We start from the raw sequence: 14,239 nt of genomic DNA, 5'->3' as shown, positions 1-14,239 counted from the left end.
ATATGACACAGAATAAAGGAAAAGCACTCATTATTGGTGCAGGAATAGCTGGTTTAAGCTCCGCTTATTATCTTTTACAGAAAGGCTGGAGTGTAGAAATTCTGGAACAGAATGATCTTTCCAACAATTGTTCTTATGGTAATGCGGGGATGATTGTGCCCAGCCACTTTACTCCATTAGCCGCGCCAGGAGTTGTTGCACAGGGAATCCGTTGGATGTTTGATAGCAAAAGTCCGTTTTATGTAAAGCCTTCATTGAATACAGATTTGTTCTCCTGGGGATTGAAGTTTTTGAAACATTCTAACCAAAAACATGTTGATTATTCCGCAGCTGCTATCCGGGATCTTAATCTTGCGAGCAGCAAACTGTATAATGAGATTGCCTCAAAGGATGAATTTGATTTTGAGCTTAATCAAAATGGCATTTTAATGCTCTATAAAATGGAGAAAGTAGCAGAAGAGGAGATAGAACTTGCTCATAAAGCAATCAGTATGGGATTACCTGTTGATATTCTGGACAAAAAAGGAATTCAGGAACTCGAGCCCAATATCCGGCTGGACGTTATTGGCGGGGTCAATTATAAATGTGACGGCCATATGAATCCGATGAAACTGATGAAGCAGATGATCTCTTATCTTAAAAATAATGGTGTCGTTTTTCATACCCATCACAAGGTAACCGGATTTGAAACATCAGAAAACATGATTAAAGCAGTAATTGCCAATGATAAAAAGTTTACAGCAGACCGTTTCGTCATGACCGGAGGCTCATTTCTCCCTGAACTGGCTCAGAAAGCAGGAATCAAAATTCAATTAATGCCTGGAAAAGGATATTCTTTCATGCATACCCCTGAAAATCCGGTTAATACCCTGAACCATGCAGCTTTATTACTGGAAGCAAGAGTGGCTGTCACTCCTATGAATGGTCAGATCCGCTTCGGTGGAACTATGGAACTGGCTTCCCATCATGATAAAATTAACATGAAAAGAGTAGAAGGTATCGTCCGGTCTATTCCTCAATATTTACCTGACTTTCAGATACATTACAAAAAAGAATCTGAAATCTGGTTCGGCTACAGGCCCTGCGCACCGGATGGACTGCCTTATTTAGGACAATCTTCCCAATTAAAAAACCTGATTATAGCAGGCGGCGGCGGTATGATGGGTTTAAGTTTAGGACCCATTTTTGGAAAAACAGTTTCAGAACTTGCCAATGACCAAAAGCCAACGGTTGAGATAAAGATATTCAACCCTGAAAGATTTAGTTAGAAAACACCACATAACACACAAATCAAGCCAAAAAACAATTTGATTATTCAAATAATTTATTAACAACCAAATCCAAAATTTATGAAAAAATTTAAATTACTAGTACTTGTTTCCCTATTTCCAATAATAGGTTTTGCGCAAGAAAACAGACCTCGTGAGTGTAAAGCAGATGAAATGATGAAAAAACATTTTGAACTGCACCCTAAATCTAAGGCTGAATATGAAAATTTTGAGAAATACACCCAAGATTTCGTAAAAAAAATGGGATCAGACAAAAATTCATTGAATAATAGGATCAACAATCCAACGTACATCATCCCTGTGGTTTTTCATGTCTATGGAGAATCTCAAAGCAATGTAAAAGTAAATTACCAAAAAGTAGTTGACTTACTGGAACAAATCAACTTAAATTTCAATGGAATTAACACGGATTCAAATACTGTGGATCCTGATTTCCAATCTATCAGAGGAGCGATAAGCATTGAATTTCGCTTAGCTAAAATTGATCCAACCGGAAAAGCAACAAGCGGAGTGGTATTTCATCCTTTCAAAGGCGGATATGGCAATGGAGGTGGATATGATGCAGAAATTGGCGCAGATGCATGGGATAATACAAAGTATATGAATGTGTATATACAAAATGATCTATATTCTAATAAAGATTTATATCAATCAGGAGTTGCCTGGTATCCGGATTCATACATGACTTCAGTAAATACAGCCAGAGTTGTTTATAATGGACGTTATATATTTAATGCTGCAGGAACAACGGCTTCAAACGAGTTTTCTGATACATTTACTCACGAATTTGGGCATTGGTTAAATCTTCAGCACACGTTTAATGTTCCATGTTCAACTGCAAACCCAACTAATGATGGTGATGGAGTTGCTGACACCCCTGTAGAAAATAATTCTTCCGGATTAGGATGTTCAGCGGGTAACAATTGTCTTGGACAAAAAGTGAACGTTGAAAACTATATGGGATACAATGGTTCTTCCGGTTGTTATAAAATGTTTACCAATGGACAGGTTAGCAGAATGCTGGCAGCATTAAACCATCCTTCGCGAATGAATTTATGGCAGCCTGCCAACTTAGCCGCAACCGGAGTTGCTAATACTCTACCTAAATTAACCCTTAGCAACAGTACATTTACAGAGAACTTAAACAATAATGGAGCCGTGTCATTAGATGGAACAGTAGCATCTGCCCCTACATCAACGATTACGCTAAACGGAGCAACATTTGCCGTACCAAATGGAACAACTCTTACTGCAGGAACACATTTCACTTCTTCATTACCAGCAGGACTAACAGCAGCTATAGCAGTTACAAGCCCTACTACTGCTACGCTTACCATAAATGGTGCTGCAACCAGTCATCCTAAAAGTCAGGTCCTGAATTCATCAATTACGTTTCTGAATCCAGCTATAACAGGAGGTGTAACTTCATTAGGATCAACAACAGCTTTAGCATTAACTTTCTCTTATAAAGATCCTTATAAAATAGTTACAGGAACTCCTCTGGAAAGTTATGCCAACCCAACACCAACAACAGTAACCACCAACTCCGGGGCAACTTGGAAATATTTTATCATTAACCCGGAGCTTAGTGATGATGCAGGGTATGGTGCCTGGTACTATGGAGCAAATCAATTAAAATTGGAAACCTATTGGAAAGGATTAGTTTGCCAAACAGGAACAAGAAATATCAGTTTAATTCCAGCCTGTACCACCATAACGAATGCAAATAATATAGGCTATCCAACTGGGACTCCCGGACAACTTGACGTATACACTCCTACATACACTAACTGGTCTGGCAAAACCGCTTATGTTGGTTTTAGAAACCAATTCGAAGGTTACAATATTAACGGCTATTTCAAACTGATTGTTGGGGCCAATGGTTCAGGTTATTCTGTAACTGAGTTTGGATATAATACACAACCAAATGGCAGTATTACAACCCCTTGTGCATTATCATCATTATCCACTTCAGATGTTGATACAACAAACTCAGAAACATCTATCTATCCAAATCCAGTTTCTGATGTATTAAATATTAAAACAAAAGGGAAAATTAAATCAATTTCTGTTTATGATATGTTTGGAAGAAAAATGAATGCTAAAGTTATTGGTGATAAGGTTGATGTTAAACACTTCCTAAGCGGAACTTATTTAATTGATATTGAAACTTCTTTAGAGAAATCTTCCCAAAAATTCATTAAAAAATAAGATCAAACGCTAACGCTCAGTTTGGAAAGGAACAAGCTGCATTCTGGATATCAAAAAACTAAGCAAACCCAAATCCCACCACTACAACACCTATTGGAAATCTGAGAGATGTAAGTAAAAAATATTCAGGCTCTTCTAAAGTTAGGCTTAGTTTATATGCTTATGGACAATATTCTGGGGGTGGTGGTCTGCAAGGCCATCAACCTCCAGATTATTATTTCAAAGCAGTTACAGACTGGTTTAAAACTTTTTAAATAACAAAACACTTTTCTCAGAAATATGGATAATAGTTTAGTATTCATATGCAGTTGATTGGGCTTAATTTTTAAGCCCAATTTTTTATTTTATTTATGTACTTTTATTCTTTGATAACAATATCCAATGCATTACAAAAACGACAGCATCATCATCCGCGAATTTTCTCCTGAAGAATTTTCTTTATTCTCCACTCTTTTTCAAAATGAAAACGTTACCCGATATCTTCCTTACAAAACTCCAGAAGAATATAAAGAAATGTTTGACAAAGCATTGTCTGATTATGAAGCAGGACCATTCAGCAGATGGGGAATATTCAACACCCAGAATAACGATTTTGTAGGAATGTGTCTTGCCAGAGTTTTCCTTGATAATCCTGACCAGTTAGAAATAGGATATACCTTAGGAGAAAATTACTGGGGCAAAGGACTCGGAACCGAAGTTTGTAAAGCCCTTGTTGATTATTGTTTATCATTAAATCATCAGAAAGATATCGTAGCAGTAACCGATCTTGATAATATAGGTTCTCAGAAAGTTCTTCTGAAAAGCGGTTTCAGGAGAATTGAAAATCTGATTCGTGAGAATGAAGAACTTGCTTACTTTTTATTACAGAAGGAGTAAACAGATCCTGATACTTAAAACCGGGGTCTCAGAATTCTCCTCCACTGGAGGGGTGGCGAAAATTCAAAGAATTTTTGACGGGGTGGTTTTATACACTTCTACTTCAAACTCCTTCCACACAAAACATTTCATTTATCAGATAATTTATCATAACTTGCAGAAATTATGATGTCAAAACGTTGCAAATATGCACTTAAAGCAATGGTCAGATTAGCAAGGAATTATAACCAGGGCTTTCTGCCAACCTCTGTTATTGCACAAGATGAAAACATCCCCAAGAAATTTCTGGAACAAATTCTTCTCGAGCTTAAAAGAGCTAAGCTTGTCAACAGTAAGCAAGGTAAAGTAGGAGGATATTACCTTCTTAAATCTCCTGACGATGTTTCATTAGCAGATATTTACCGTATTTTTGATGGTCCTATTGCTCTTACACCGTGTGTTTCTTTAAATTTTTACGAAGCATGTGACGATTGTGTAGATGAAGCAGTCTGCTATCTGAGAAAAGAACTCATGATCGTTCGTGAGAAGACCAGAACAAGCATGATGGAAGCCACACTTACTAAGTTTATAAATAAAGATTAAAAAAATTTCTATTTAAATTCTACTATTTTGATAGGAGTTATAGAATTTTATATATATTTGCAAGACTTAAATCTCAATTCAAAATGGAATACAGTCTGAAAAATGAATTCGAAAATATTGCAAAAGAGGCTTCTGAAGCTTCTTTTCAAACTAATGGGCTGCAATTACTGACTGAAAGATTCCCAGGTAAAGTAATCTTTTCAACCAGTTTCAGCTATGAAGATCAGGTCATCACTCATCTGATAAAAGATTTAAATATTGAAATATTCACCCTGGATACGGGAAGACTTTTTGAACAGACCTACGAAACCTGGACTTCCACAAAAGCTTTCTTCAAGAAAAATATCAAAGCTTATTATCCGGATACGGAAGAACTCAGAGAATTTGTAACAGAAAATGGTCCGGACTCATTTTACCAATCTGTAGAAAAGAGGAAAGCATGCTGTACTATACGGAAGGTTCATCCTTTAAAAAAAGCACTGGAAGGCTATAAAGTATGGATCACAGGACTTAGATCTGAACATTCTGCCAACAGACAGAATATGCCACAGCTGGAGTGGGATCCGGATAACAAAATCATAAAATTTCATCCTATTCTTCACTGGACTTCAGAACAAGTGACAAATTATGTAAAAGATCATCATTTACCATACAATCATCTTCACAAAAAAGGATTTGTAAGCATAGGATGCGAACCCTGTACCAGAGCAATCAAAGAAGGAGAAGATTTCAGAGCGGGCCGATGGTGGTGGGAAGATGCCAATAAAAAAGAGTGTGGTCTGCATATTCATCAATAAAAAAAGAAAAAAATGTCAATACATCAGTTAAACTATTTAGATCAATTAGAGGCCGAATCTATTTACATATTAAGAGAAGTGGCAGGTCAGTTTGAACGTCCGGCCTTATTATTCAGTGGAGGAAAAGACAGTATTGTACTAGCTCATCTGGCTAAAAAAGCATTCTTCCATGGAAAAATTCCATTCACATTTGTGCATGTAGATACCGGGCACAACTTTCCGGAAGTCTTGGATTTCCGTGATCAGCTGGTAAAACAGTTGGATGTTAATCTTGCAGTCAGAAAAGTGGAAGACACTATTAAAAGTAAAAAACTGACTGAGGCTAAAGGTAAATTCCCAAGCAGAAACTGGCTGCAAACCTACACGCTTCTTGATACGATTGAAGAATTTGAATTTGATGCCTGTATTGGAGGAGCCAGAAGAGATGAAGAAAAAGCCCGCGCCAAAGAAAGAATCTTCTCAGTACGTGATGAATTTGGACAATGGGATCCTAAACTTCAGCGTCCAGAGCTTTGGAATATTTTCAACGGGAAAATTCACAAAGGAGAAAATGTAAGAGTTTTCCCCATCAGCAATTGGACAGAACTTGACATCTGGAACTATATCCGAAGAGAAAAAATCGCACTCCCTTCCATCTATTTCTCGCATGAAAGAGAAGTAATCGATTTTAATGGACAATGGCTTGCCAATTCATCGCACGTTTTCTTGGAACCTGAAGATATTATCACCACAAAAAAAATCCGTTACCGTACCGTAGGAGACATGACATGCACTGCAGCTGTGGAATCTAATGCTGTTACAATAGATGCGGTAATCGAAGAAATTGTAGCAACCAGAATTTCAGAACGTGGTGAAACCAGAATTGATGACAGGGTAACAGAAGCCGCAATGGAAGACCGAAAAAAAGGAGGCTATTTCTAAATAAGCAATCAGCGATGAGTAATAAGTAATAGGATAAACACTTTTACTTCTTAAACAGCAAAATATTACTCATTGCCCATTACTCATTACTTATAATTAAAATCGGATGGATATATTAAGATTTATAACAGCAGGAAGCGTAGATGACGGTAAAAGTACCCTTATCGGCAGACTGCTTTACGATAGCAAAAGTATTTTACAGGATCAGTTGGAAGTCCTTGAAAAACATTCTAAAAACAAAAATGAAGACGGAGTAGACCTTGCCCTTTTAACGGATGGTCTGCGCGCAGAAAGGGAACAGGGAATCACCATTGATGTTGCCTACCGCTATTTTTCAACCACAAAAAGAAAATTTATCATTGCTGATGCTCCGGGACACGTGCAGTATACCCGCAATATGATCACCGGAGCGTCCAACTCTGACCTGATGGTCATCCTGATCGATGCACGAAAAGGTGTGATTGAACAGACCAGAAGACATTCTATCATCGCTTCTTTATTACAGCTGAAGAAAGTTGCTGTAGCCATCAACAAAATGGATATGGTAGATTATTCCGAAGAAGTTTTTGAAAACATTAAATCAGAATATTCAAAAATTGCAGAAAACCTTGGATTAAACGATGTCAGTTATTTCCCAATCTCAGCACTGAAAGGAGATAATATTGTTTCAAAATCTTCCAGAACAGACTGGTACGAAGGAAATTCCCTGCTGGAATATCTTGAAGAAGTAACTTTACATGAAGAAAAAAACAACGGAAGCCGTTTTCAGGTTCAGTATGTCATCCGTCCTCAAACAGAAGAATTGCATGATTACAGAGGATATGCCGGACAAATATTAAGCGGAAAATTCACAAAAGGAGATAAAATCCACATTCTTCCTGCAGATCTGACCACTGAAATCACCAAAATTGAGATCAATGGCGTTGAAAAAGAAGAAGCCTTTGAAGGCCAGCCAGCTGTGATTCACCTTGCTCATGATGTAGATATCAGCCGGGGAGATATTTTTGCCACGGAAGAGCATGTTCCGACAGTTGAAAAAGACCTTGAAATTCTTTTATGCTGGCTAGATCAGAAACCGTTGCAGCCAGGGAATAAATACCTTCTGCAGCAAAACAGCAGACTTGTAAAAGCAGTTGTAAAAGAGGTAGATTACAAAATCAATGTCAACACCCTGATCAGGGAACAGACTGATGGCGAAATTAAACTGAACGAAATTGTAAAAGTTATACTCCGTACAGCACAGCCTCTGGTGTATGACAGCTTTACCAATAATAAAACAACGGGCTCGGCTATTCTGGTAGATGAAACGTCTAATTCAACGGTAGCAGCCTGCATAATTCAATAGAAAAATGGCAATTTCCGATCAATTAATACAAAGAATTCATCAGACCAAACAAAATAATATTCATGGATTCTTTGATAAAATAAAGACCAAAAAATGGGTGAAGGATTTGTACGAAACACTTTTCCTTCCTCAGAATGAGAATACTGAAGATCAGCTGAAAAGAAATTTTGAAGCACTTCAGAAAACACTTTCTGATCAGATCAATACGGTAACAGGAGATAAAAATCTTACTGAAAAACAAGTCAGTCAGTTTTTTGAGGCTTTACCTGAATTATATCATCAGCTGGTTCTGGATGCAACATCTATTTTGGAATTTGATCCTGCCGCCGATTCTCTGGAAGAAGTATACCTGGCATATCCCGGCTTTTTTGCCACGTATGTCTATCGTATTTCGCATCAGCTTTGGACTCAGAAAGTAAAAATTTTGCCCCGTGTCATTTCAGAATATGCCCACAGTAAAACCGGAATTGATATTCATCCGGGAGCCATTATCGGAAAGTCTTTTTTCATTGACCATGGAACAGGAATCGTGATTGGAGAAACTACCTTTATCGGGAACAATGTCAAAATCTATCAGGGAGTAACCCTCGGAGCGTTGAATGTTTCCAAAGAAAAAGCCCATCAGAAAAGACATCCCAACATTGAAGATGATGTGATTATCTATTCGGGAGCTACAATTCTGGGAGGTGAAACTACTATAGGCAGAGAAAGTGTTATAGGAGGAAATGTGTGGGTAACACAGGATGTCCCCGCCAACTCTCTGGTCTACCATAAAAGTGAAATAAAAATAAAGGATAATAGCTCATTACCGGAATCATTAACCTTTGTGATTTAAGAAAAAACAAAAATAAAAAGTACATTGATATGAAATTTCAGAATGCATTAGAAACGATTGGAAATACACCCGTCGTAAAAATTAATAAACTCTTCAATTCAGATCATGAAATCTGGATCAAACTTGAAAAAAGCAATCCTGGTGGAAGCATTAAAGACAGAATTGGCTTGGCCATGATTGAAGATGCAGAAGCAAAAGGATTATTAAATAAAGACAGCGTTATTATAGAACCTACAAGCGGAAATACAGGAATAGGACTTGCTTTGGTAGCTGCTGTAAAAGGATACAAACTCATCCTTGTCATGCCTGAAAGCATGAGTATAGAGCGCCGCAAAATCATGGAAGCTTACGGAGCGGAATTCGTATTGACTCCAAGAGAAAAAGGAATGAAAGGTGCTATTGAAAAAGCGAATGAACTGGCTGAAGAAACGCCCAACTCATGGATTCCAAGACAGTTTGACAACCCTGCCAATGTAAAAGTACATGTAGAAACCACCGCTCAGGAAATTGTAAAAGACTTTCCGGACGGGCTGGATTACATCATTACAGGAGTAGGAACCGGAGGACACATCACCGGAATCGCAAAAACGGTAAAAGAAAAATATCCTAACGTAAAAGTAATTGCTGTAGAACCGGAATTATCTCCTGTACTAAGCGGAGGAAGCCCGGCACCACATCCATTACAGGGATTAGGAGCGGGATTTGTTCCTTCCATTCTGGATATTACCCTTTTGGACGGAGTAATTACAGTAGGAAAGGAAGAGGCTTATGAGTATGCCCTTAATGCCGCTAAAAAAGAAGGTCTTTTTGTTGGAGTTTCCACTGGAGCCGCTTTAGCAGCCATCGCCAAACATTTACCGGAAATACAACCTAACGCTAAAATCCTTACCATCAATTACGATACCGGAGAAAGATATCTGTCCATAGAAGGACTCTTCTAAATCCCTAATTAACACCTACTTCAATGAAAACAAATATAAAATCACCAAAGGTCTTCCTTATCGGTGCAGGACCCGGTAACCCTGAACTGATTACTGTAAAAGCAGTAAAAGCTATTGCAAAAGCAGATGTCATCTTATGTGACCGCCTTGTAAGTCCGGAAATTCTTGAAACCTACGTCAATGAAAATACAGAAATCATCTATGTAGGAAAAGAATGTAGCAAAAACGCATCCACCCCTCAGTCTCATATCAATACTTTGATGGTAGAATATGCCGTTCAGAACAAAACCATTGTAAGACTGAAAGGAGGTGACGTTTCCATATTTTCCAACATTCTGGATGAATTGCAGGCTTTAAAACAGAATAATATTCCTTACGAGATTATTCCGGGAATTACAGCAGCTTTAGGAGCAGCAGCATTTGCAGGGATGCCTTTAACAGCAAGAGGATATTCCACATCCGTTCGTTTTCTGACGTATTATAAATCAGAGATCGTAAGTGAAGAATACTGGAAAGAGCTTGCTTTAACCAATGACACCCTTGTTTTCTATATGTCTAAAGGAAATCTTACCCCTCTAGTGGAAAAATTGAAAGCACTTCAGATTTCAGGTGATAAAAAAATTGCAGTCATTGAACAGGCTACGACTCCTTTTCAAAAGGTGTACACATCATCATTTGATGATTTTAATGAAAAATTCGGAGATAAGAACTTTGCTTCACCTTCTTTGGTTGTTGTGGGTAAAATTGTGAATCTCCATGAAGAGTTTTCATGGCTTGAAAATGCAGAGCAGGAAGGTCTTTATTTCAAATCAGTGGAAAACGGAAGTCTAATCCCTACAACTCAAAATTTCTTTGAATATGCTGTCTGAAACTAAATTAAACGTATTAAAACAAATATCCGGAGACCTCTCCAGAGACGAAGCCATCTGGGCCAGCGGATATCTTGCCGGTATTGCCGGAGGATCTTCGCTTACAGCCGTTCTGCCACCACAAGAAACGAATACTATTGTACAGAATACCGTAAAGAAAATAACGTTGGCTTATGGAACGGAGACCGGAAACAGTAAAAAGCTCGCTACCACGCTGGCAGGTATCGTTAAGAAAAAAGGGCTTCAGGTAAAACTGACTGATCTTTCCCAATACAAGCCAAAAGATTTGGCTAAAGAAGAATTCTTTTTTGTAGTGATCAGCACTCAGGGAGAAGGTGAACCACCAGCTCTAGCCAAAAAATTCTACGATTATATTTATGAAAATGAAATAAATCTTAGCGGACTAAAATTCGGAGTACTGGCACTGGGAGACAGCAGTTATCCTCTGTTCTGCCAAACCGGAGAAGATATAGATTCACGTTTTGAAATATTGGGAGCTCAGCGCATCATTCCGTTAAAGAAATGTGATATTGATTATGAGCAGGAAGCTTCTCATTGGATAGAGCATGTATTTGAAACCGTTCAAAAAAATACTGGTCAGAGTACAAAAAATGTTTCAGTTCCAAAGGTTTCTACCGGAAGAAAGAAGTTTCAGGGAAAAGTTTCAGCCATCATTAATCTGAATGATATTACGTCTGAAAAAGAAACGTATCACATTGAAATTGAAACAGAAGAAGTACTTGCCTATCAGCCTGGTGCAGCTTTGGGAGTGATTCCATTCAACTCGAAAGAAGTAGTACATGAAATTATTACTCTGACAGGAATTGATCCTCAGAAACAGATCGAAACAACAAAAATTACGGATACCGTAAAAGAACTCTTGTACAAACATCTTAACATCAGTTATCTGCTTAAATCTGTGGTTGCACAATATGCAAAAATAACGGGACATTCCATTCCGGAAGTAAGATTAAGCCTTCTTGATCTCCTTAGGATTTATCCTGTAAAAAATGCGGATGAATTTGAAGAAATCATACAGATATTAACCGCTCAGGCACCTCGTTTATATTCAATTTCTTCCTCTGTGGAAGCTCATGGTGATACGGAAATTCATATTACCGTTGCAAGATCTGAGTTCTTTATAGACCATCAGAAACACAACGGATTATGCAGTGGTTTTTTGAGTGAATTTAAAGAAGGAGAATACGTAGAGTTTTATATTCAGGATGCAGGACATTTCAAACTTCCGGACGCTGATAAAGATATCATTATGATTGGTCCCGGAACAGGGATAGCTCCTTTCAGATCATTCCTTTGGGAACGTGATGCAACCGGAGCAGAAGGAAGAAACTGGCTGTTTTTCGGAGACAGAAACTTTGTATCAGATTTTCTTTATCAGGCAGAACTTCAGGACTTTCTTAAAACAGGCAGCTTAACGCATTTAGACCTTGCTTTTTCAAGAGATACAGCCGAGAAAGTATATGTTCAGCACAGGTTAGAACAAAAAGCACAGGAAGTATTTTACTGGCTGGAAGGTGGAGCCTCTGTATATGTATGCGGAGCCAAAGAACCAATGGCCTACGATGTAGAACAAACGCTTCTCACGATTATCCAGACGGAAGGAAAGCGCAGCAAAGAAGACGCTGTACTTTATCTGGAAGATATGGAGATGAGCGGCAGATATGCGAAAGATGTGTATTAAAAAGAAGTACTCGTAAAAATTAAAGGAAACAATTATGAACAATGATAAAGAAAACCTTTCACCCGTAGAAAGGATTAAAACCAGCAGTAATGGGCTCAGAGGATCTTTAAAAGAGAGCCTTGCTGATCAATTTACCGGAGCCATAAGGGAAGATGACCAGACTCTGATCAAATTTCATGGAATGTACCAACAGGACGACAGAGACCGAAGGGAAGAGCGTGTCTCCAAAAAACTGGAATGGCTGTATTCTTATATGATCAGATTAAGGCTTCCCGGTGGCTTTTTAACTCCGGAACAATGGGTAGGGTTGAATGAAACAGCAGAAGATCATTCCACAGGAACCATTAAAGTAACGACAAGACAAACGATTCAGCTTCATGGTATTTTAAAATCTCATTTAAGACCTACCATTCAGAGCTTCAATCTTCAGCATCTGGATTCTATTGCAGCCTGTGGGGATGTCAACAGAAATGTAACCTGTACAGCTAATCCTTCGGAATCACCTTTGCAACAGGAAGCTTACGAACTGGCGGGAAAAATCAGTGAAATGTGCCTTCCAAAAACTAAATCTTATTATGACATCTGGATTGATGATGAACTTCTGGTAGACCGTAAAGCAGAGGAAGATCCTTTATATCAGGACAGATATCTTCCGAGAAAACTGAAAATAGGAATCGCAGTCCCTCCTAATAATGATGTGGATGTATTCATCAACGATATTGCCCTAATCGCAATTATCGAAAATGATAAAATTGCTGGTTATAATATTGCTGCCGGAGGAGGACTGGGAGCAACCCACGGAAATGAAGCTACTTATGCCCGTCTTGCCTCTGTACTTGGATTTGTAGATACGGAAGAAAAAGTATTGAAGGCTGTCTATGAAATCATCACGGTTCAAAGAGACTTCGGAAACAGAAGCGACCGAAAATTATCAAGATTAAAATATACGATTGATAAATTGGGTATTGACCAATACAGAGCTGAAGTAGAAAAAAGAACAGGTTTCAGTTTTGAACCTGCCAGAGAATTTAAGTTTGAACAGCGAAAAGACCGTTATGGCTGGATCCAGAATCACGAAGGAAAATGGTTTTACACCGTATTTGTAGAACACGGAAGAATCCTTAATACAGCGGAATATCCTTTAAAATCAGGGTTATTAAAAGTAGCACAAACCGGTAAAGCCAATTTCCGTTTTACCTGTAACCAGAACCTTATCCTGGCTGATATTGACGAAAAAGATAAACCAGAAATTGAACATATTTTAAAAGATCACGGAATTTCAGAGTATACCAATGGAGCAAGTGCCCTGCGTAAAAATTCTGTTGCCTGCGTGGCCTTAAACACTTGTTCACTGGCTTTAGCAGAAGCTCAGCGTTATCTGCCATCCTTGGTTACCAAAATAGAACCTATTCTTGAAAAATATGGTCTTTTGGAAGAGGATATCACCATCCGTATGACCGGCTGTCCTAACGGCTGCGGAAGGTCTCCCAATGCCGAAATAGGATTTGTAGGTACAGCTTACGGAAAATACAATCTTCACATCGGCGGAGACCGTTTAGGAATGCGACTGAACACAAAATTTAAAGAAAATATTGGTGAGGAAGAAATTCTTACCACTCTGGATGAACTTTTCGGGATTTATGTACAGAAAAGACTTGCAGAAGAAACATTTGGCGATTTTTCATACCGTTATTTACACACCTTAAATTAATTATATGGCTAATTTTCATTATGATCTGAAAAAAAACAAAAAAAATCAATCTCTTCTTTTAGGCGGACGAATGTGTATGTGTTGTTGATTCTTAAATAACAATACATACAAAGCTGTTTGAAGTTTTTGAATTATTATGGAAGTCGGCAATAATATTAAT

12 protein-coding genes are annotated in these 14,239 nt (G+C 38.1%); all 12 read left to right on the top strand.

Annotated elements, in window-relative coordinates; translation table 11 throughout:
• The first annotated feature begins 2 nt into the window (after positions 1-2).
• The 12 genes from SFA27_RS11015 to SFA27_RS10960 all read left to right on the top strand — a co-directional run bounded on the left by SFA27_RS11015 (position 3) and on the right by SFA27_RS10960 (position 14,079).
• Positions 3-1,268 (top strand): NAD(P)/FAD-dependent oxidoreductase, encoded by a 1,266-nt coding sequence (locus SFA27_RS11015; RefSeq protein WP_407298073.1) that lies wholly within the window; start codon positions 3-5, stop codon positions 1,266-1,268.
• A gap of 81 nt (positions 1,269-1,349) precedes the next feature.
• Positions 1,350-3,500, top strand: a complete 2,151-nt coding sequence (locus tag SFA27_RS11010; protein ID WP_407298072.1) for a M43 family zinc metalloprotease — start codon at positions 1,350-1,352, stop codon at positions 3,498-3,500.
• A 381-nt stretch (positions 3,501-3,881) separates the two neighbouring features.
• Positions 3,882-4,376: a GNAT family N-acetyltransferase gene (locus tag SFA27_RS11005; RefSeq protein WP_407298071.1), complete on the top strand. Its 495-nt coding sequence runs from the start codon at positions 3,882-3,884 to the stop codon at positions 4,374-4,376.
• Between the two features lie 165 nt (positions 4,377-4,541).
• Positions 4,542-4,958 carry an Rrf2 family transcriptional regulator gene (locus SFA27_RS11000; protein ID WP_052184575.1) on the top strand — a complete coding sequence of 139 codons (417 nt, stop codon included), beginning with the start codon at positions 4,542-4,544 and terminating at the stop codon, positions 4,956-4,958.
• Positions 4,959-5,041: 83 nt separating this feature from the next.
• The gene (locus SFA27_RS10995) at positions 5,042-5,755 is read left to right on the top strand and encodes a phosphoadenylyl-sulfate reductase (RefSeq protein ID WP_407298070.1); all 714 of its coding nucleotides are present in this window, start codon (positions 5,042-5,044) and stop codon (positions 5,753-5,755) included.
• 12 nt (positions 5,756-5,767) lie between these two features.
• Positions 5,768-6,676: a sulfate adenylyltransferase subunit CysD gene (gene cysD / locus SFA27_RS10990; RefSeq protein ID WP_407298069.1), complete on the top strand. Its 909-nt coding sequence runs from the start codon at positions 5,768-5,770 to the stop codon at positions 6,674-6,676.
• 106 nt (positions 6,677-6,782) lie between these two features.
• Entirely contained in the window at positions 6,783-8,021 is a 1,239-nt protein-coding gene (locus tag SFA27_RS10985) for a sulfate adenylyltransferase subunit 1 (RefSeq protein WP_407298068.1), read from the top strand.
• Between the two features lie 4 nt (positions 8,022-8,025).
• Positions 8,026-8,856, top strand: coding sequence for a serine O-acetyltransferase EpsC (gene epsC, locus SFA27_RS10980; RefSeq protein WP_047374718.1), 831 nt, complete (start codon positions 8,026-8,028; stop codon positions 8,854-8,856).
• Between the two features lie 29 nt (positions 8,857-8,885).
• Entirely contained in the window at positions 8,886-9,797 is a 912-nt protein-coding gene (gene cysK, locus SFA27_RS10975; RefSeq protein ID WP_407298067.1) for a cysteine synthase A, read from the top strand.
• 23 nt (positions 9,798-9,820) lie between these two features.
• Entirely contained in the window at positions 9,821-10,666 is an 846-nt protein-coding gene (cobA, locus tag SFA27_RS10970; protein WP_407298066.1) for a uroporphyrinogen-III C-methyltransferase, read from the top strand.
• Complete coding sequence (locus SFA27_RS10965; protein WP_407298065.1) at positions 10,656-12,368, top strand: sulfite reductase flavoprotein subunit alpha; 1,713 nt, start codon at positions 10,656-10,658, stop codon at positions 12,366-12,368. The genes cobA and SFA27_RS10965 overlap by 11 nt, the downstream gene beginning before the upstream one ends.
• Before the next feature lie 34 nt (positions 12,369-12,402).
• Positions 12,403-14,079 (top strand): NADPH-dependent assimilatory sulfite reductase hemoprotein subunit, encoded by a 1,677-nt coding sequence (locus SFA27_RS10960; RefSeq protein WP_407298064.1) that lies wholly within the window; start codon positions 12,403-12,405, stop codon positions 14,077-14,079.
• The last annotated feature ends 160 nt before the right edge of the window (positions 14,080-14,239 follow it).

The sequence above is a fragment of the Chryseobacterium sp. HR92 genome (assembly GCF_045689405.1).
In the GTDB taxonomy this organism is placed as follows: domain Bacteria; phylum Bacteroidota; class Bacteroidia; order Flavobacteriales; family Weeksellaceae; genus Chryseobacterium; species Chryseobacterium viscerum_A.
This window is presented reverse-complemented; position numbering and strand designations above follow the sequence as displayed.